The organism is Delftia sp. DS1230 (assembly GCF_040112715.1).
GTDB lineage: Bacteria > Pseudomonadota > Gammaproteobacteria > Burkholderiales > Burkholderiaceae_C > Comamonas > Comamonas tsuruhatensis.
Map to the genome: position 1 here is coordinate 5804885 of NZ_CP157763.1, position 18830 is coordinate 5823714.

The window sequence follows — 18830 nt, forward strand, 5'->3', positions numbered from 1 at the left end:
TTCCGTTCAACGAACTTGGAACGGGCCATGTCCGGCCCTCAAGCACTGCATGTCCTCCCTGTCCCGTGTGTTCTCGCTCAGCGATTTCGACTTCGAGCTTCCCGAGAAGCTGATTGCCCAGCATCCTGCCGCCCAGCGCAGTGCCTCGCGCCTGCTCGACGGCCGCGACGATGCCAACCCGCCCGCCGACCGCATCTTCCACGAGCTGCCCGATCTGCTGCAGCCCGGCGACCTGCTGGTGTTCAACGACACGCGCGTGATCAAGGCGCGCATCTTCGGCGAGAAGGCCAGCGGCGGCCGGCTGGAGCTGCTGGTCGAGCGCGTGCTCGAAGGCAACGACGTCGTGGCCCACATGCGCGTCAGCAAGAAGCCCCTGCCCGGCTCGCGCATCCACCTGTGCGGCGGCAAGAACGGTGGCGGCTTCGACGCCGTGCTGCGTGGCCGCTGGCCCGACGAGAACGGCCCGCTGTTCCACCTGAGCTTTGAAGGCCCGCGCGGCGAGACGCCCCATGAGCTGATGGAGCGCTTCGGCCATCTGCCGCTGCCGCCCTACATCGAGCGCCACCAGGAAACCGGCAACGACCCCGATGCCGCCGAAGACAGCGAGCGCTACCAGACCGTCTTCGCGGCCCGCCCCGGCGCCGTGGCCGCGCCCACGGCCGCACTGCACTTCGACGACGCCGTGCTGGCCCGCCTGGCCGAGCGCGGCATCGAACGCGCCAGCGTCACGCTGCACGTGGGCGCCGGCACCTTCCAGCCCGTGAAGACCGAGAACCTGGCCGACCACCAGATGCACAGCGAGTGGTACGAAATCCCGCTGGCCACCCTGGCCGCGCTGGAACGCTGCCGCCAGCGCGGCGGCCGCATCATCGCCGTGGGCACGACCACGGTGCGCACGCTGGAGTCCTGGGCCCAGACGGGCAACTTCTCAGGCGATACGCGCATCTTCATCACACCGGGCTTCGAGTACCAGGTGGTCGATCTGCTGATCACCAACTTCCACCTGCCCAAGAGCACGCTGATGATGCTGGTCAGCGCCTTCGCCGGCTACGAGCAGGTGATGGCGCTGTACCGCCATGCGATCGCGCAGGAGTACCGCTTCTTCAGCTATGGCGACTCCATGCTGTTGAAGAAGAAAAGCACCCCCTGAGCGGCCGGCTTAGGCCCTTGCTTGGTGTCCCTCGCCTCAGGCCGCGCCAAGCCCGAAACGCCGCATGTTCAGCCAAAGTAATGGCAGAGCCTGCGGCCCTTGACCTCGTGCACGCTGACGGGGATGCCGTAGAGGCTGCTGAGGACCTCGTCCTGCACGACCTCGGCCGGCGTGCCCGCCACGGCCAGGCGGCCGTCCTTGAGCGCGATGATGTGGTCGGCGTAGCAGGAGGCGAAGTTGATGTCGTGCAGCACCATGACCACGGTCTTGCCGCGTTCGGTGACGGCGCGGCGCAGCAGGCCCATCATGCTGACGGCATGGGCCATGTCCAGGTTGTTCAGCGGCTCGTCCAGCAGGATGAAAGGCGTGTCCTGGCACAGCACCATGGCGATGTAGGCGCGCTGGCGCTGGCCGCCTGACAACTCGTCGAGAAAGCGCTCGGCCAGCGGCGTGAGCTGCAGGTACTCCAGCGCCTCGTCCACATGGCGCACATCCTCGGGGCCCAGCCGGCCCTTGCTGTGCGGAAAGCGGCCGAAGCCCACCAGGTCGCGCACCGTCAGGCGCAGCGTGCTCTGGTTGTCCTGGCGCAGGATGGCCATGATGCGCGCCAGCGCCTCGGTGGGCGTGGTGGCCACGTCGCGGCCAGCCACCAACACCTGGCCTTCCGTGATCGGCATGAGGCGGCTGACCAGGGACAGCAGCGTGGATTTGCCGGCCCCGTTGGGGCCGATGATGGCCGTCAGCGCCCGCTCGGGCACGTTGAAGTTGAGCTCCTGCAGCACGGTCGTGCCGCCATGGCGCTTGAGCAGATCACGCACCTCGATCATTGGGTCCCCTTGCGCATGAGCAGCACGATGAAGACGATTCCACCCAGGAACTCCACCACGATGCTCAGCACGGTATTGAATTGAAAAAGCTGCTCCAGCAGCACCTGGCCGCCCATGAGCAGCACGCAGCCCCAGAGCACGGCCGCAGGCAGCACCCAGGCATGGCGGCGCGTGCCCATGGCGTGATACGCCATGTTGCTGACCAGCAGACCGAAGAAGATGACAGGCCCGACCAGGGCCGTGGACACGGCCACCATGCAGGCCACCACGGCCAGCAGCCGCAGCACGCGGCCATCGTAGTCCAGGCCCAGGCCGATGGCGGCATCGCGCCCCAGCGAGATCACGTCCAGCACGTGGCGCTGGCGCCAGATCCAGGCGCTGCCCAGCGCGATCAGCAGCAGCGACGGCACCAGCAGCTGCAGGTTCACCGCGTTGAAGTTGGCGAACATGCGGTCCTGCAGCGCCGTGAACTCATTGGGATCGAGCACGCGCATGGCCAGCCCGGCCAGGCTGCGAAAGAAGATGCCGCCCACCATGCCCACCAGCAGCATCAGGTGCAGGCTGCTGGCATGGCCCACGAACAGCCAGCGCATCAGCAGCACGCTGAAGCCCACCATCAGCACGATGTTGAGCGCATAGCGCCCGACCTCGCCCATGGCGGACACGCCTGCCGCGCCCAGCATCAGCACCATGGACGCCTGCACGAACAGGTACAGCGCATCCAGCCCCATCACCGAAGGCGTGAGGATGGTGTTGTGCGACACGGTCTGGAACACCACGGTGGACAGGCCGATGGCACAGGCCACCAGCGCCATGGTCAGCACCTTGGCGCCCCGGTGCTCCAGCACGAAGGCCCAGTCGGTCCTGACGCCCACGGTCATGAAGGCCAGCAGGCACAGCAGCGCCAGCCCTCCCAGCAGCGCCAGGCGTCGGCCCCGGCCCCAACTGCGCGCAGCCGGATCGGCGCAAGCAACGGATTGCGGCAGGCTGCTCATGCACGGTCCTTGCGGCGGCGCAGGATGAGCGCCAGGAACAAGGCACTGCCCAGCACGCCCAGCACGGTGCCCACGGGGATTTCATAGGGCGCGATCAGCATGCGCCCGACCAGATCGCACAGCAGGGTCAGGCCCGCGCCGATCAGCGCCACCCACAGCACGCTGCGGCGGACGTTGTCACCCAGGACCAGGCGCACCACGTTGGGCACGATCAGTCCCACAAAGGGAAGGCTGCCGGCCGTGACCACCACGGCCGAAGTGGCCACGGCCACCACCACCAGCCCCTGCCAGACCAGGCGCCGGTAGTTCAGGCCCAGGTTGGTGGCAAAGCTCTCGCCCAGGCCGGCGACGGTGAAGCGGTCGGCCGCCAGGCAGGCCAGGGCGGTGACACCCAGCGACAGCCACAGCAACTCGTAGCGGCCCTGGACCACCAGCGAGAAATCGCCGTTGGACCAGGACTTGAGCGCCTGCATCATGTCGAACTGCAGCGCCAGAAAGCTGGCGGCTGCCTCCAGCACGCCGGCCAGCACCAGGCCGACCAGGGGCACCATCCACGACGAGCGCAGCCGGATGCGCGAGAGCACGGCCAGGAACAGCGCCGTGCCCAGCAGTGCCGCCACGGCCGAAATTCCCATCTTGGCCATCACCGGCCAGTGCGGCACCCAGAGGAACGCAGCCAGCATGCCCAGGCTGGCCGACTCCACCGTGCCCACGGTGGAAGGCTCCACGAAATGGTTGCGCGCCAGCATCTGCATGAGCAGTCCGCAGACCGCCATGGATGCGCCGGCCAGCACCAGGGCCAGGGTGCGCGGCACGCGGCTGTAGACCAGCACCTGGCTGGCCAGGTCGTCCTCGCTGCGCGACCACAGCACGCTCCAGTGCATGTCGCCCGCGCCCACCATCAGGCTGGCCAGCGACAGCGCCAGCAGCAGGCCCAGCGCGAAAAGCCAGGCAAGGGCCTGGCGAGAGGGGCGTGACATGGGCACGGCGTGCGCGGTGGCGACAGGCGGGCTCAACGCTTTGGCGTCATGTGCGGGCAAAGGCATCCGACAGCTGCTGGATATTGGCCTTCAGCGCGCCCGGCCCGGCGTTGGACAGGGTGTACCAGTTGGCTGCGTTCAGATAGACCACCTGCTTGCCGCGCCAGGCCTTGGTGGCGCGCACCAGCGGGTTGTCCAGCAGTTGCTGGGCGGTCTTGCCATCCTGGCCGATGGCCACGTCGCGGTCGATGACGAACAGCCAGTCGGGATTGGTCTTGAGCAGGAACTCGAAGGAGACCACCTGCCCATGGCGCGCCACCGTCAGGTTGTCGATGGCCGGCTTCACGCCGAACACATCGTGCAGCATGCCGAAGCGCGAGCCCGGACCGTAGGCGCTGAGCTTGCCGCCCGAGGTCAGCAGCACCAGCCCCTTGCCCGCGTTCTGCGCCTTGCCATGCAGCGCGGCGATGGCCTGCTCCACGGCCCGGACCTCGGCCTCGGCCTTGTCCTGCAGGCCGTAGACGGCGCCCAGCGTGCGGATGTTGCGGTAGATATCGGCCATCTGGTGCTCGTCGCTGACGCTCAGGTCCAGCACGGGGGCGAAGCGCGACAGCTCCTTGTACTTGGCCTCGGAGCGGCCGCCCACGATGATGAGGTCGGGCGACAGCGCCTTGACGGCCTCGTAGTCGGGCTCGAACAGGCTGCCGATGCGTGCGTATTTCGCATCGGCATAGCGGGCCAGCAGCGGCGGCATCTTGAACTCGGGCACGCCACGCACCTCGCCGCCCAGCGCCTGCAGCGTGTCCAGCGCCGCCAGCTCGAACACCAGCACGCGCACGGGCTTGAAGGGCACCTGGATCTCGCCCTTGGCGTGCGGCACGGTCACGGTCTTGCCGACCGCTGCCGTCTGCGCATGGGCCATGGACAGTGCCAGAGGCAGCGTGACCAGCATGCCCGCGCCCTGGCCCATCGTCGCCAGGATGTGGCGCCGGGAATGATTTGCATTCAATGTGTTCATTCTTTCAATGATTGCTGTATCGCCAGGAAGTTCAAACATTGGCCTTGGCGGCCTCAGGGAAGTGCGGGCGTGCTGTCCGGCATGCGCTCGCAGGCCGGCAGGCCCTGGGCAAAGCGCCCGGGGTTGAGCAGGGCCACCAGGCCGCAGGCCAGCGATCCCTGCCATTGCAGGTAGTCATGGCTGGTTTCATGCTCGGCCTGCGTGACCTCGTAGCCCTTGGCGCGCAGCACGTCGGCCAGGTGGCGGTTGGTTTCCAGGATGCCGTCCTGCCCGCCGCGTGCACGCTCGTAGCGGCCTGCATCCAGATAGAAACGCACGGGCTGGCGCGGCTCCTGGGCATAGCGGCGCTGCACCCAGCCCGGCACCTCGCCGGCCGGCGACCACCAGAACGATCCCGACATGCTCAGCACGTTGCCGAACCAGCGCGCATTGACCAGGCCCGCATAGGCAGAGGCCAGGCCGCCGAAGCTGGAGCCGCCAATCACCGTGCGCGCCGCAGGCTGGCCCAGGCCCTGCTCCTCCACCCAGGGCATCAGCTCCTCATCCAGAAAGCGCGCGAAGGCGGTGTTGGGCGGCAATTCCCTGCCGCGTGCCTGCGGGCTGGCGTTGTCCACCAGCACCACGGCCGTGGGCGGGATCAGGCCATCGGCCATGAGGTTGTCGATGAGGGTGGGCGTGGACACCTGCTTTGCATAGGCATTGCCGTCGAAAAGCACCAGCAGCGCCTCGGGCGCCTGGCTGCCCGCCGGGCGGTAGGTCCAGACATCGCGGCTGTTGCCCAGCACGCGGCTGGACAGGCGGTGCTGCACCAGCGCCCCCTGGGCCACGCCCGCGCGCGGCACCACCCAGGGCTGGGGCGGCGCCTTGGGCAGCTCCAGCACGGAGGCGCCCTGGAAGACATCGATGAAGCCGCCCTCGGGCGGCTGCGGGAAGGTCTTGGGATTGAGCGGATCGCGCTGCGCCGTGGCCAGCAGGGCGCGGCGCTGCTCCATGGCCGAGCCTTCGATCAGCGGCACATCGGGCGCCAGCCGGTAGCTGAGCCTGGCGTTGTCCGCCATGCGGAAGCTGGCCCACCAGACATCGCTGCCGGGCAGATGCTGCAGCGGATCATGGTTGCCGGCCGGGCTGCCGAACAGGCGCACGCCCTGCATGCCCGCACGCGGCTGGCCGCGCCATAGGAAGGTGACCAGGGAGTGCCCCTCGGACAGGGGCTCGACCATGGGTGTTCCTTCCTCCTGCACGCGCCGCCAGAAGGCGTCGGCAGCCACACCAGCCCCCGCGCCGCGCTGGATTGCCTGCGCCAGAGCCCTCAGCCGCGGGCTTTGCAGTGCCGGAGGCTCGGAGGTGGCCGAGGCCTTGTTGCCGGCAGGCGCCAGGCTGGAGGTCAGCCGCAGCGCGAAGCGCCCCGCTTCTTGCGCCTCACCGCCGGAACGGGGGTCAGCCAGGGCCACACGCCTGGCCACCAGCCGCTGCCGTCCGGCTCCCTCCGTGACCCACATCAGCGACTGCGCGCCGCCATCGGCCCGCGCCAAGCGACGCAGGTGCCGGCCCTGGACATCCTCCAGGTCCAGGGCCACGCCCTGCCCCTCGAATTCACCCTGGACCACATGGCCGGCGGGCAGATCGACGCGCCAGGACTCGCGCCCACCGGCAGCCAGGACCCCTGTGGCCGCCTGGCCCGGCGCCAGCGTGCCCGGCCGTGCGGCCAGGGCCTGCCGCGATGCGGCTGCCGTCATGTCTTCACCGGCATGGACGGCTGCGCCCAGCAGGCACAGCAGCGAGGCGGCCACGCACAGGCCTTGTCGTGCAGCTTGCGCCATGGCGTCAGAAGTCCACCGTGGCCGAGACACGCACCGTGCGCGGGCCGCCCGTGGTGGCGAAGTTGTCATTGAAACTGCCGGCCCAGTAGGACTTGTCGAACAGGTTCTCCACCGTGGCGCGGAAGGTGACGGGTTTGGCCGCGATGCGGGTGGCATAGCGCGCGCCCACGTCCACGCGGGTCCAGCTGGGCATCTTCAGCGTGTTGGCCGAATTCACCCATTGCGCGCCCGTGTGGATCAGGCGGCCGGTGAGCGTGGCGCCCGGCAGCGCGGGCACATCCCACTCGCCGCCCAGGTTGGCCGTCCAGCGCGGCACGCCGTAGACGCCGTAGCCGTCGCGCGCGCCGCCCTGGGTCTTGCTCTGGATGGCCTGCGTATAGGCCAGGCCGCCCAGCACGCGCGTGCCGCGCAACGGCTCGCCGAACACATTCCACTCCAGGCCCCGGTTGCGCTGCTCGCCATCCATCAGCAGGCGGTTGGTCGCGGTCTCCACCACGGACGAAGGCCGCTCGATCTGAAACAGCGAGACCGTCTGCGTGAAATCACCCGTGCGCCACTTGGCGCCGATCTCGAACTGCTTGGTCTTGTAGGGCGCGAACACTTCGCCGGCATTGGCGTAGGTGGCGCCGACGATGGAGCCCGCGCTCAGGCCCTGCACATGGTTGGCGTACAGCGAGACCGTATCGCCCCAGGGCTTGACCACCAGGCCCAGCGCGGGCGAGATGGCATGTTCGTCATAGCGCGCCATCTTCTGGTTCACGCGCTGCAGGCGCGCGCCCACGGTGAGCTGTACGGTGTCGCCACCCCAGCTCAGCGTGTCGGCCAGGGCCAGGCTGCTGAGCACGTCGTCGCGCTCCTGCTTGATGGCGCCGTAGGGGCCGGCCAGCGTGATGGGCGCAGGGTCGTAGATGTTGGTGATGTAGCTGGCGCTGGTGGCCACGGCCGCGCGGCCGCCCTTCTGGTTCATCCAGTTCACGGAGGCGACCAGCAGATGGTTCACGCTGCCCGTGCGCAGGCGCCCGCGCACGCCGAACTCGGCCGCCATGCTGTCGGTGTAGCCGTACTGGTTGTAGGTCTGGCCCACGGCCGAGCCGTCGCCCTGGGCGCGCAGCACCACGCGCGTGCCGTTGAGCATGCCGTCATAGGAATGCTTGCCGCTGCCCACCGAGCCGAACAGCGTCCAGTCCGCCCCCAGGTCCACCGAGCCGCGCAGCATCAGCGCATCGCTTTGCTGCTGGGCACGTATGCCCGGGAAGAGATTGGTCTTGGCGTCGGGCGCTGCAATCACCTGCTTGAGGTTCTGCATGCTGACCATCATCGGGCTGCCGTCACGGATGGTGGAGCGGTAGCTGTAGGCATCCAGGCCCAGCGTGAAACCGTCGCCCTGGTAGTCGAGCGCCAGTGCGCCCAGGCCATGGCGGCGGTTCTGGCCGTCGATCTCGGTATCGCCGCCCGAGGTGCTGCCGTTGATGCGTATGCCCAGGCGGCGTTCCGGGCCGAAGCGGCGCGACACATCTGCCTGCAGGCCCAGCTGCGAGGAGCTGCTGAGCATGGTGGTCACGCGCGTGAGGTCCCGGGCCAGCGGACGCTTGGTCACCAGGTTGATGGTGCCGCCCACGGCGCCGCCCGGCGTCATGCCGCTCAGCAGTCCACCCGGGCCCTTGAGCACTTCCACACGCTCGATCATCTCGGTGGGCACATGGCCATCGGGCGCCAGGCCGTACAGGCCGTTGAAGCCCAGTTCCGAGGCATTCACACCCAGGCCGCGGATGGTGAAGTTCTCGTAGGCGTGGCCGGTGTTGGTGGTGAAGCGCACGGAGGGGTCGTTTTCCAGCACCGACATCAGCGTGGTCGCGTGCTGGTCGACAATGCCTTCGGCCGTGTAGGAGGTGATGTTGAACGGCGTATCCATCACATCGCGCTGGCCCAGCACGCCCAGGCCCGCGCCCTTGGCCACCTGGCCGCCCGGCGCCACGGTGGGCAGTGCCTGGGGATCGGTGGTGCTGCGCACCGTGATCTCGCCCAGTTCGGCGTCGGCCGCCCAGGAGGCGGCGGGCAAAGCGGCAGCGGCAACCATGGCGCAGACACGGGCGATGGTGCCCAGGCCGTGGAACGGTGAAACGGGGGCGAAGGGGCTGACAGCGCCTGCGCGCGGCAGGCCGGTGCGGGAACGAGAGGACATCCGGGAGGGCTTTCAAGGCGGAAGAAAATGCGCCGCATCCAGGCCCGCAGCCCGTCGGGACACAGGCCGGATACGGCATCTGCCCGAATTATAGAAAATGAGAATTATTCTTATTTGAGAAAACAACGACAACGCACCGCGCGCAAACATGGGCGCACGGTCCGCAAACAATCCCGGGGAAAACAGTGGGGCCCAGGCAACAGGCCGCCGGCAACAGGCAGCCGGACGCCACGACGGCGCAGACCGCTAGAAGGTGTCGCCGCGTTCCATGGCGCGGCGGTGGCGCTGCACGAATTCCTGGTAGGTGTCGATGCCGCGCAGCTGCAAGATGGCATTGCGCACGGCCGCCTCCACCAGCACGGCGATGTTGCGGCCCGCCACCACCTGGATCACCACCTTGCGCACGGGCACGCCGAGCACGTCCTGCGTCAGCGGCTCGGCTGGCAGCCGCTCGTATTCGCGCTCCATGGTTTCCTTGCGCACCAGGTGCACGATGAGCTTGAGACGCATCTTGCGGCGCACGGCCGTCTCGCCAAAGATGGCGCGGATATCGAGCAGGCCGATGCCGCGCACCTCCAGCAGGTTCTGCAGCAGCTCGGGGCACTTGCCTTCGATCGTGGTCTGGTTGATGCGGTACAGGTCCACGGCATCGTCGGCCACCAGGCCGTTGCCGCGCGTCACCAGCTCCAGCCCCAGCTCGCTCTTGCCCAGGCCCGACTCGCCCGTGATCAGCACGCCCATGCCCAGGATGTCCATGAACACGCCATGCATGGTCGTGCGGTCGGCGAAATGCTTGGCCAGGTAGGCACGCAGCACATCGATCACGAAGGCCGACTGCTCGCGCGTGGCGAACATGGGAATGTGGGCACGCTCGCACATGGACAGCAGCGCCTCGGGCGCCGTCTGGCCATCGGCCAGCACCAGCACGGGCGGCTCCAGCGTGACGATGCGTGCCACGCGGCGCTGGCAGTCCTGCGGCGTGGCGTTGGTCAGATAGGCGATCTCACGCTCGCCCAGCACCTGCAGCCGGTAGGGATGGATGTAGTTCAGGTAGCCGACGAGATCGGCGCCCGAGCGCGCCGAGCGCACGGCCATCTCGTCGAAGCGGCGCTCCGAGGCCCCCAGGCCCGCCACCCACTCCCAGCGCAGGCTGGAGCGGAACTCCTCGAAAAGGACGTCGGCGCTGATGGCACTGGGTCTCATGGCAAGGCCCGTGAAAAGGGGAAGAGAAAGTCTAGACCAGCGGAGCGGCGGAAGACTGCCAGCCGGCAATCATTCCATGCAGCCGGGCCGCATCGCCGCAGGACTTCAGCCGCTCGCGCAGCTGGCTGTCGCTGAGCAGTTCGGCGATTTCAGAAAGGATTTCCAGATGCTTTTGCGTCGCCGCTTCGGGCACCAGCAAAAAGATCAGCAGGCCCACGGGCTGCTCATCGGGCGCATCGAAGCCAATGGGATGGTCCAGCTGGAACACGGCTGCCATCGGAGCGGTCAGCCCCTTGATGCGACCGTGGGGAATGGCCACGCCATGGCCCAGCCCCGTCGAGCCCAGGCGTTCACGCGCGAAGAGGCTGTCGGTGATGAGTGCGCGGGACAGGCCATGCAGGCTCTCGAATAGCAGACCTGCTTCTTCGAAAGCGCGCTTTTTGCTGGTGACGTCGACGCTCACGAGCACTTGAGCGGCGGGCAGGATGGAGGCAAGACGGTTCATGGTTCGGGAAACAATTATGCACCGCAGTGCCGGAAACCGTGGGGAAACCCTGACCCCCATCAAAAACCGCCCCGAAGGGCGGTGGTCGTGCGTGGCACATCAGCCACAAAAACGCAGGTATTGTAAGCGCCCGCACAGGGCCGGCGCCTTACCTGTCACCCGACTGACGCCAGGGTCAGTCCAGCATCATCGAGCCGCTTGGCCGTGCCGTAGCGGCTGCCCTGCTGGCGGGTCTTGTAGCGCACCACGAGGCGGTCCAGCTTGTCAGCCAGCGCGTCGACGGCGGCATAAAGGTCGAAGTGAGAGGTTTCGACAAAGAGATCCTGGCCCTTGACGCGCAGCGTGCAACCGGCACGTTGGCGCTTTTCCTTCTCCTTCTGGTTATGAACGGTCAGCAAGACCTTGACATCCACCACCTGGTCAAAGTGTCGAAGAATGCGTTCGAGCTTGGCCATGACGTAACTGCGCAGCGAGGGAGTGACCTCCAGGTGATGCCCACTAATCGTCAGATTCATATCTAAACACTCCTTGCTCTGGATGGAAACAGCCCGGTCCACCGGGGGACGATCCGCCGGGACAGGTGCTTGCAGGCCGGAATGCGCATTCGTTTGCTTGCGAATCCACTATGCGCCCGGGTCGGGTCAAAAGCAACGCCGCAAGCCGATAGCGCAGGACGGTGCAGGGCCTTGGAGGCGGGTTTTGCGCGCCATGCGATTGGGCGCACAATCGGCGGGTTTGCCAGGCTGCGCCCCTGGGGTGGGGGTGGCCACAGGCCGTCCGTCACCGTGAGGCGCCGTTGGGTAGAATCGCGCTCCTGCGCGTGCCGCTTGCAGCCCTCCGGCCCCTGCAGCCTCTTTGCCAGATTGCCCCTTGCCTCACATGACCACCCAGTCCCGTCCCTCCGCCCTGCACACTTCCAACATTGCCTCGCTGCCGCTGCTCGCGCGCGGCAAGGTGCGCGACAACTATGCCGTGGGCGATGACCGCATCCTGATGGTGGCCTCGGACCGCCTCTCGGCCTTTGACGTGATCATGGGCGAGCCCATCCCCGGCAAGGGCGAGCTGCTGACGCAGATGGCGCTGTTCTGGTTCGACAAGCTCGGCCACATCTGCCCCAACCACCTGACCGGCGAAGCGCCCGAATCCGTGGTCACGCCCGCCGAAGTGCCCCAGGTCACGGGCCGTTCCATGCTGGTCAAGCGCCTCAAGCCCGTGCTGATCGAGGCCGTGGTGCGCGGCTACCTGGCCGGCAGCGGCTGGAAGGAATACCAGGAATCGCGCTCGGTCTGCGGCGTTCCCCTGCCCGAAGGCCTGACCAACGCCGCCAAGCTGCCCGAGCCCATCTACACGCCGGCCGCCAAGGCCGAGATGGGCGACCATGACGAGAACATCACCTACGAGCGCACGGTGGAGATGGTCGGCGAGAAGCTGGCCTCCCAGATCCGCGATACAGCCATCCGCATCTACAAGGAAGCCGCCGCCATCGCCCTCGAAAAGGGCATGATCATTGCCGACACCAAGTTCGAATTCGGCCTGGACGAAAACGGCGAACTGGTGCTGATGGACGAGGTGCTCACGCCCGACAGCTCGCGCTACTGGCCCGTGGAAGGCTATGCCCAGGCGCTGGCCAAGGGCGAGAACCCGCCCAGCTACGACAAGCAGTTCGTGCGCGACTGGCTGGAGCAGGCCCAGGTCAACGGCAAGCCCTGGGACAAGAGCGCCCCGGCGCCCCGCCTGCCCCAGGAGGTGACCGAGAAGACGGCCGCCAAGTACCGCGAAGCGCTGCAGCGCCTGACGGCCTGAGCTGCAGCCTGCCTGTCCCCGCAAAAGAGAGCTTCGGCTCTCTTTTTCATTGCGCGGGCCCGTTTCTGCAGCCGGTCACGTTGGCGTCACCGACACTGCCACAATGCTCGTTCCCTCTGACTTTTTTCGAAGGAGCAAGCACATGGCCGGCAAGAAGATTCTGATGATCTGCGGAGACTACTGCGAGGACTACGAAACCATGGTCCCGTTCCAGGCCCTGCAGGCCGTGGGACACACGGTGCACGCGGTCTGCCCCGACAAGAAGGCGGGGGACCACATCAAGACGGCCATCCATGATTTCGAGGGCGCCCAGACCTACAGCGAAAAGCCCGGCCACAACTTCACGCTCAACGCCAGCTTCGCCGACATCAAGCCCGAGCAGTACGACGCCCTGGTGATCCCCGGCGGACGCGGCCCCGAATACCTGCGCAACTACGATGCTGTGCGCGCCGCCGTGCGCCACTTCTTCGACAACAACAAGCCCGTGGCCGCCGTCTGCCATGGCGCCCAGCTGCTGGCCGGCGCCGGCGTGCTCAAGGGGCGCACCTGCTCGGCCTACCCGGCCTGCCGTGCCGAGGTCGAACTGGCCGGCGGCACCTACGCCGACATCGGCGTGGACCAGGCGCACACCGAAGGCAACCTGGTCAGCGCCCCCGCCTGGCCGGCCCATCCGGCCTGGATCGCACAGTTCCTGTCCCTGCTGGGCACGCGCATCAGCCACGGCTGAGCACGCAGCCGCCGTTGGCGCCGGGCGGATCAGCCGCCCCAGCGCACCAGCACGATGCCGCCGAACACCAGGGCCGAGGCCAGCATGCGCACGCGGCCCGGGCGCTCGCGCATCAGCCAGGCGGCAATCCAGCCTGCAAACAGCACGCTGCTTTCACGCAGTGCAGACACCAGCCCCATGGGCGCCTGCGACAGCGCCCAGGTCGCCATCCAGCTGGCGCTCAGCTGCATGGCGGCGGCCAGGGCGCACAGGCGCCAGGTGCGTGCATCGGCGCGCAGCACGGAAGGACCGCGCCGCCAGGCAACGATCAGCACCGTGGCCAGGCCATCGCCCAGCGTGAGCAGGGCCGCATAGAGCAGCGCGGAACCGGATGCGCGCGCACCCAGCCCGTCGATGACCGTGTAGCAGGCAATCATGGCGCCCGTGGCCAGCGCATAGCCGCTGCCGCCATAACCGCTGGCCGCACCGCTGCGCAACGACAGCGCCAGCACGCCCAGCGACAGGCACAGCACGCCGGCCAGCCCGGTCGCGCCCGGCCACTCACCGGCCAGCAGCGCCGCGCCCAGCGTCACGAACAGCGGCGCACTGCCGCGTGCCACCGGGTAGACCACGCCGAACTCGCCATGCTGGTAGGCGCGCGGCAGCACGAAGTGGTAGACGGTGTGCACGGCCACCGAGGCCGCCAGCCACCACCACACCGATGCATCCCACAGCGCCGCCGCACGCCAGTCCAGCCAGGGCAGCACCAGCAGCGACCACAGGCTGGCCAGCCCCGTGGTCAGCGCCATGGCGACCATCTTGTCGCCGCCCAGCTTGATGGCGCTGTTCCATCCCGCATTCATCAGCGCGGCCCCCAGGGCCGCGGCCAGCACCGCGTTGCTCAATTCCATTCCATGGCCTCGCTCCTGATACGGGACGGGATGATGGATTCGCACCCAGATTAGATAAAGTCGAATCTTCGGAACCTTATCTTCAGGAAACCTGATGCGACGCCTGAACCTCGACCAGCTCCAGACCCTGGTGGCCGTGGCCGACCTGGGTACCCTGGCCGCCGCGGCCCAGGCCCTGCACCTGTCGCCGCCTGCCGTCAGCCTGCACATCCAGGAGCTGGAAGCGCGCCTGGACACACCGCTGCTGGTGCGCGGCAAGCGCCAGGCGCAGCTGACGCCCGCAGGCGCTTTGCTGGCCGAAGGCGGACGCCGCCTGCTGGCCGATAGCGAGGCCCTGCTGCGCCAGGTGCGCAAGCGTGCCGAGGGCTTTGGCGCCAGCGTGCGCATAGGCGCCTCGGCCGGCGTCAGCCCCCTGCTTTTGCCCGAACTGCTGCAATGGCTGGCCGAGCACGCGCCCGGCGTGGAACTGCGCCTGGAAGTCGCGAGTTCCGCCCAGGCCATGCAGCGCCTGGCGACTGGCCACCTGGACCTGGCCCTGGTCGGGCTGCCCCAGCCCGTGCCTTCAGGCCTGGAAATGCGGGCCTGGCGCAACGACCCCATGGAGCTGTTCGCGCCGCCGCAGATGCCGCTGCCCGACCAGATCACGCCCGAATGGCTCAACGCCCAGCCCTGGATAGGCTTTGCCGCCGGCACCCAGATGCACCGCCTGCTGTCGCAATGGTTTGCACAGGCCGGCCTGCTGCCCCAGCCGCGCATGGAGATGAGTTATCCCGAAGGCATACGCGCCCTGGTCGCCGCAGGCCACGGTCCCACCGTCCTGCCACGCGAGGAGCCCATGGACGCCGTCAGCCGCACCCTTCAGCAGCGCGGGCTGAGTCCCGCCCTGACACGCCCGCTGGGCCTGGCCTGCCGCAGCGCCTCGCAGCAAGACCCGGCCGTGCAGGCCGTGGTGCGCGGGTTGATGCGATTTGCCGACACTCTTTGATCGCGGCAGCCCAGCCCTCGAAATCCCATAGTCGGGGCCTATGACATCGGACAAAATGCCTCCCCACATCATTGAGAGGGAGTGCAATGCTAGTTGGAATCGATCTGGGCACCACCAATAGCCTGATCAGCATTTATCGCGATGGCAAGACCGAACTCATACCCAATTCGCTGGGCCATTTCCTGACTCCGTCGGCCATCAGCATTTCGGACGATGGTGCCATTCTGGTGGGCCTGGCGGCCCGGGAACGTGTTACCACGCATCCCCAACAATCGGCCATGGCGTTCAAACGCTGGATGGGCACGGACCACACGGTTGTGCTGGGGCCCAAGCGTCTGCGCGCCGAGGAGTTGAGCGCGCTGGTCATTGGCGCACTGGTGGCGGATGCGCAAGCCTATCTGGGCGAACCCGTGACCGAGGCAGTCATTACCGTGCCGGCCTATTTCAACGATGTGCAGCGCAAAGCCACGCAGGCGGCTGGCCAATTGGCAGGTATCAAGGTGGAACGGCTGCTCAACGAGCCCACGGCAGCCGGCCTCGCCTATGGCCTGCAGGAAAGGCCGGATCACTCGACCTTTCTGGTGTTCGATCTGGGCGGCGGCACCTTTGACGTTTCCGTGCTCGAGTACTTCGAAGGCGTGGTGGAAGTGCGCGCCAGCGCCGGGGACACGCGCCTGGGCGGCGAGGACTTCGCGCAGGTATTGGTGGATTGGTTCATTGAGCAGACGCCTGCCCTGCGCAGCGTTCCGCGGGAGACCCTGTCTTCGGACGGGGGGCTCTGGCATGCCGCTGAACAGGCCAAACGCGACCTCAGCGAGAGCGAGTCGACTGAAATGCGGTTTACCTACCAGGAGACGCCGCATGCATTGACGCTCAGCCGTGCCGACTATGAAAACCGCTGCGCAGACCTGCTGCAGCGACTGCGCAGGCCGCTGGAACGCGCCATGCTAGATGCGCAATTGGACATCGCCAATCTGGACGAAGTGGTACTGGTCGGGGGCGCCAGCCGCATGCCCATGGTCCGCCAGTTGGTCACGCGCCTGTTCGGCCGACTGCCGCTGCGCACCATCCATCCCGATGAAACGATTGCGCACGGCGCAGCCATTCAGGCCGGCCTCAAATCACGCAATGCCGCACTCAGCGAAATCGTGTTGACCGATGTGATGCCTTACTCGCTGGGAGTCGTGAGTTCGGAAAATATCGATGGACGGCATTACAGCGACCGCTTTTCCCCATCATCGAACGCAATACGCCGGTGCCGGTATCGCGTGCCCAGACCTACAGCACCGTTCAGGATGGACAGACGCGCATCGTCATCGACGTGCGCCAGGGCGAGTCACCCATTGGCACAGAGAACCTGAAACTCGGCGATCTGGAGGTCGAGATACCGGCGAAGGGACGCGGCGAGATCAGCATCAATATCCGCTTCACCTATGACGTCAATGGTCTGCTCGAAGTGGAAGGGCATATTCCGGCAACCGGCCAGACCACCAGCACGCTGATCAAGCGCAGCGATCATGTCCTGAGCGACGAGCAGATCCAGGAGGCCCTGCTCAAGCTGCGCGCACTCAAGATCCATCCGCGCGACAAACAGGAAAACGCTTATCTGGTCGCCCGGGCCAAGCGGCTGTACGAAGACAGGCTGGGCCCTGCGCGACAGGACATAGGTCACGCGCTGGCGCGTTTCGAAGCCATTCTCGACAGCCAGGACGAGCAGCAGATCCGCCAGTGGCGCGGCGAGTTCAGGAAGTACCTGGACAGCATCGACAAGGGCTTCGTGCTATGAGCTTCTGGCAAGTACTGGGCATTGAAGCCACGACCGACCTGCCGGCCATCAAGAAGGCCTACGCATCCAGGCTCAAGCACACGCGGCCCGATGACGATGCGGCCGCCTATCAATCACTGCGCGAGGCCTATGACCTGGCCCTGCAGCACGCCAGGCGACCGGCCACGGGCGATACGCAGATGCCGAGCATGGCTGCAGTTGAGCAGGTATCCAGTGCCAGGTCTGCGCAGCAGGAACAAGAGCCTGCACCGCTGTCGGAGCCGGTCCCGGGCCCCGGGACTCAACCTCTGCTCGGCAACACGGACGCAGCAGAACCCCAGGCACAGGAAGCCGCCTTCATCCCGCCCAGGGATCTGGCGCACGAAACGCTCAACTACCTCAAACAGGCAGGGCCTGATGCACTGCTGAACGGCTGGCCCAATCTGCGGCGGGAGCTGGACAAGCTGCCCCTGTCACAGCGTCCTGACGCCTGCAACTGGTTTGCGCAGTTGGTGATCGAGGTGCCCGAGCTTCCGCCGGCATTTGCGCGCGCCCTGTCGGAGTATTTCGCCTGGGAGACGGATTTCCGCGCCTGGCAATGGATGGGGCATGCCCGCGCCACCGCCTTGCGGGAGCAACTGGACCAACTGGAATCCCGTTTCTACCCCGATCCTGCCTTCAGGCAGTACTACGGCCAAATCGCGCTGTTCGGGCAACTGGTGCAGCAGCTTGCAAAGTGGCGCATCTACCTGCTGGCGATGCTCGCCCCCAGCCGGCTTGCCCGCCTGTGGAACGAACTCAGCCCGGGGCAGCGCTATGCGCTCGGCGTCCCGAAGCCGCCGCTGCATTCACTTGCCGACCACGCCATGGAAATGGGCTGCGCCTTCCGGACTGCCCTGGTGGTCTTTCTCTCGTCCGTGCTGATGTCCTGGAGCGAATATGCCCATGAGCCCTGGTGGGTCCGACTCATGGCGGTGCTCCTCATCGGGTATGGCACGTTCGTGATGGCCGGCTACGCCTACCGCGGGGTGCTGCACGTCAAGCACGCCCAGCACGCGGCACTGTGGAAGGGGCGACTCAGCCGCAACAGGATGCTGGCGATGGTCTGGACTGCCGTGGCGCTCATGGTGACGGCGACGGCCATTTTCGGCATATGGGAGGCCCGCATGTGGCCCGTGCTCTTCACCTCGGTGGACAGCACGCCGCTGCTCTTCGTGGCCGTGATGCTGGTGCTGGTTGCCTACTGGCTGGCGCTGCTGCCCGCCAGCCCGGCTGGCAAGGCCTTGCCGCCTCTGCTGCTGTGGTGCGCCCTGGCCGTGCAGGCCCTGCCATGGTTCAAGGGCACGCCCTGGACCGGAGCCCTGGTCGGCGCAACCTGGTTTCTGGTCTGTGCCATCGCGTACACGCTGCACGGTGACCGCATGGAGCAGGCATGGCATGGATTCAGGCAGTCGGTCGTTCTGCGCAAGCAGCAGCGGCGCAGTTCGAGCCTGCAGGAAATACTCGTACTCTCGCTGGCATTGCTGCGCCGCACAATCGCACTGCCCTACCGGCTGATGGTGCTGGGCTCGGAACAATCCCCCCATTTCTTGGCTGCTGTACTTTGCATGTCGATGGTGGCCATCGTCCCCGAATATCGTGCGTGGCAGATCCCTCTGACGGCCTGTGCCATGGCCGCTGTATCCCTGTTCAGCAGTCTCTGCTTCGACAACGCAGCGACCGCCCTGATACCCGACCAGCCGAAGTCCGCCTGGCGCGGCTGCCTCGGCTTGGCGATGCTGGGCCTGTGGCTGATCTGGGCCGGGATGTACTGGCGCGATCCCGCTGCGATCCACGCACTCCTTGGCGGTGCGCCGCACAAGGAGGCCGCGGGGTCACCTTTCCTGGACGCCATCGTCTTTTATCTGGTGCCGCTGCTGCCCGTGTTTCTCAACCAGGGCTGGTTCCAGTTCCAGAGGATCAAGCCTGCGAACACCTGAA

The 18830-nt window shown here is 67.0% G+C and carries 15 protein-coding genes and 1 pseudogene; 6 read left to right on the plus strand and 10 right to left on the minus strand.

Going from position 1 to position 18830, the window contains the following annotated elements; genetic code table 11:
* The first annotated feature begins 49 nt into the window (after positions 1-49).
* Positions 50-1150: a tRNA preQ1(34) S-adenosylmethionine ribosyltransferase-isomerase QueA gene (gene queA, locus AAN986_RS26130; protein ID WP_016449150.1), complete on the plus strand. Its 1101-nt coding sequence runs from the start codon at positions 50-52 to the stop codon at positions 1148-1150.
* A 68-nt stretch (positions 1151-1218) separates the two neighbouring features.
* Here queA and AAN986_RS26135 read toward each other — a convergent pair whose 3' ends face one another.
* The 9 genes from AAN986_RS26135 to raiA form a co-directional block, all read right to left on the minus strand.
* Positions 1219-1977: an ATP-binding cassette domain-containing protein gene (locus tag AAN986_RS26135; RefSeq protein ID WP_016449149.1), complete on the minus strand. Its 759-nt coding sequence runs from the start codon at positions 1975-1977 to the stop codon at positions 1219-1221.
* On the minus strand, positions 1974-2972 hold the full coding sequence (locus tag AAN986_RS26140) for an iron chelate uptake ABC transporter family permease subunit (protein WP_047217905.1): 999 nt from the start codon (positions 2970-2972) through the stop codon (positions 1974-1976). The genes AAN986_RS26135 and AAN986_RS26140 overlap by 4 nt, the downstream gene beginning before the upstream one ends.
* The gene (locus AAN986_RS26145) at positions 2969-3952 is read right to left on the minus strand and encodes an iron chelate uptake ABC transporter family permease subunit (RefSeq protein WP_047217935.1); all 984 of its coding nucleotides are present in this window, start codon (positions 3950-3952) and stop codon (positions 2969-2971) included. The genes AAN986_RS26140 and AAN986_RS26145 overlap by 4 nt, the downstream gene beginning before the upstream one ends.
* Positions 3953-3998: 46 nt before the next feature.
* The gene (locus AAN986_RS26150) at positions 3999-4970 is read right to left on the minus strand and encodes a siderophore ABC transporter substrate-binding protein (RefSeq protein WP_349335530.1); all 972 of its coding nucleotides are present in this window, start codon (positions 4968-4970) and stop codon (positions 3999-4001) included.
* A gap of 53 nt (positions 4971-5023) precedes the next feature.
* Complete coding sequence (gene fes / locus AAN986_RS26155; protein WP_047217903.1) at positions 5024-6790, minus strand: enterochelin esterase; 1767 nt, start codon at positions 6788-6790, stop codon at positions 5024-5026.
* A 4-nt stretch (positions 6791-6794) separates the two neighbouring features.
* The gene (locus AAN986_RS26160; protein ID WP_047217902.1) at positions 6795-8972 is read right to left on the minus strand and encodes a TonB-dependent siderophore receptor; all 2178 of its coding nucleotides are present in this window, start codon (positions 8970-8972) and stop codon (positions 6795-6797) included.
* A 246-nt stretch (positions 8973-9218) separates the two neighbouring features.
* Positions 9219-10175 carry an HPr(Ser) kinase/phosphatase gene (gene hprK / locus AAN986_RS26165; RefSeq protein WP_016449143.1) on the minus strand — a complete coding sequence of 319 codons (957 nt, stop codon included), beginning with the start codon at positions 10173-10175 and terminating at the stop codon, positions 9219-9221.
* 31 nt (positions 10176-10206) lie between these two features.
* Positions 10207-10680, minus strand: a complete 474-nt coding sequence (locus AAN986_RS26170) for a PTS sugar transporter subunit IIA (RefSeq protein WP_016452020.1) — start codon at positions 10678-10680, stop codon at positions 10207-10209.
* A 155-nt stretch (positions 10681-10835) separates the two neighbouring features.
* Entirely contained in the window at positions 10836-11195 is a 360-nt protein-coding gene (gene raiA, locus AAN986_RS26175; protein ID WP_016449141.1) for a ribosome-associated translation inhibitor RaiA, read from the minus strand.
* A 364-nt stretch (positions 11196-11559) separates the two neighbouring features.
* On the opposite strand from raiA, the gene AAN986_RS26180 reads away from it, so the two are divergent.
* Positions 11560-12483 (plus strand): phosphoribosylaminoimidazolesuccinocarboxamide synthase, encoded by a 924-nt coding sequence (locus AAN986_RS26180; RefSeq protein ID WP_016449140.1) that lies wholly within the window; start codon positions 11560-11562, stop codon positions 12481-12483.
* A gap of 142 nt (positions 12484-12625) precedes the next feature.
* On the plus strand, positions 12626-13210 hold the full coding sequence (locus AAN986_RS26185; protein WP_016449139.1) for a DJ-1/PfpI family protein: 585 nt from the start codon (positions 12626-12628) through the stop codon (positions 13208-13210).
* 29 nt (positions 13211-13239) lie between these two features.
* Here the strand turns inward: AAN986_RS26185 and AAN986_RS26190 are convergent, their stop codons facing one another.
* Complete coding sequence (locus tag AAN986_RS26190) at positions 13240-14100, minus strand: DMT family transporter (protein ID WP_043789144.1); 861 nt, start codon at positions 14098-14100, stop codon at positions 13240-13242.
* A gap of 94 nt (positions 14101-14194) precedes the next feature.
* Between AAN986_RS26190 and AAN986_RS26195 the strand changes: the two genes are divergently transcribed.
* The 3 genes and pseudogenes from AAN986_RS26195 (at position 14195) to AAN986_RS26205 (ending at position 18829) form a co-directional block, all read left to right on the plus strand.
* Positions 14195-15085, plus strand: coding sequence for a LysR family transcriptional regulator (locus AAN986_RS26195; RefSeq protein ID WP_047217901.1), 891 nt, complete (start codon positions 14195-14197; stop codon positions 15083-15085).
* A gap of 86 nt (positions 15086-15171) precedes the next feature.
* Positions 15172-16871 (plus strand): annotated as a pseudogene (locus AAN986_RS26200) (molecular chaperone HscC).
* Positions 16868-18829 (plus strand): J domain-containing protein, encoded by a 1962-nt coding sequence (locus AAN986_RS26205; RefSeq protein ID WP_047217900.1) that lies wholly within the window; start codon positions 16868-16870, stop codon positions 18827-18829. The pseudogene AAN986_RS26200 and the gene AAN986_RS26205 overlap by 4 nt, the downstream one beginning before the upstream one ends.
* Position 18830 lies beyond the last annotated feature (1 nt).

What these genes read in the sequence shown, in the direction of transcription:
- AAN986_RS26145 (WP_047217935.1), bottom strand. Translation starts at nt 3,952, where the DNA reads ATGTCACGCCCCTCTCGCCAGGCCCTTGCCTGGCTTTTCGCGCTGGGC.
- queA (WP_016449150.1), top strand. Translation starts at nt 50, where the DNA reads ATGTCCTCCCTGTCCCGTGTGTTCTCGCTCAGCGATTTCGACTTCGAG.
- AAN986_RS26160 (WP_047217902.1), bottom strand. Translation starts at nt 8,972, where the DNA reads ATGTCCTCTCGTTCCCGCACCGGCCTGCCGCGCGCAGGCGCTGTCAGC.
- AAN986_RS26190 (WP_043789144.1), bottom strand. Translation starts at nt 14,100, where the DNA reads ATGGAATTGAGCAACGCGGTGCTGGCCGCGGCCCTGGGGGCCGCGCTG.
- AAN986_RS26180 (WP_016449140.1), top strand. Translation starts at nt 11,560, where the DNA reads ATGACCACCCAGTCCCGTCCCTCCGCCCTGCACACTTCCAACATTGCC.
- AAN986_RS26185 (WP_016449139.1), top strand. Translation starts at nt 12,626, where the DNA reads ATGGCCGGCAAGAAGATTCTGATGATCTGCGGAGACTACTGCGAGGAC.
- fes (WP_047217903.1), bottom strand. Translation starts at nt 6,790, where the DNA reads ATGGCGCAAGCTGCACGACAAGGCCTGTGCGTGGCCGCCTCGCTGCTG.
- AAN986_RS26195 (WP_047217901.1), top strand. Translation starts at nt 14,195, where the DNA reads ATGCGACGCCTGAACCTCGACCAGCTCCAGACCCTGGTGGCCGTGGCC.
- AAN986_RS26205 (WP_047217900.1), top strand. Translation starts at nt 16,868, where the DNA reads ATGAGCTTCTGGCAAGTACTGGGCATTGAAGCCACGACCGACCTGCCG.
- AAN986_RS26150 (WP_349335530.1), bottom strand. Translation starts at nt 4,970, where the DNA reads ATGAACACATTGAATGCAAATCATTCCCGGCGCCACATCCTGGCGACG.
- AAN986_RS26135 (WP_016449149.1), bottom strand. Translation starts at nt 1,977, where the DNA reads ATGATCGAGGTGCGTGATCTGCTCAAGCGCCATGGCGGCACGACCGTG.
- raiA (WP_016449141.1), bottom strand. Translation starts at nt 11,195, where the DNA reads ATGAATCTGACGATTAGTGGGCATCACCTGGAGGTCACTCCCTCGCTG.
- hprK (WP_016449143.1), bottom strand. Translation starts at nt 10,175, where the DNA reads ATGAGACCCAGTGCCATCAGCGCCGACGTCCTTTTCGAGGAGTTCCGC.
- AAN986_RS26140 (WP_047217905.1), bottom strand. Translation starts at nt 2,972, where the DNA reads ATGAGCAGCCTGCCGCAATCCGTTGCTTGCGCCGATCCGGCTGCGCGC.
- AAN986_RS26170 (WP_016452020.1), bottom strand. Translation starts at nt 10,680, where the DNA reads ATGAACCGTCTTGCCTCCATCCTGCCCGCCGCTCAAGTGCTCGTGAGC.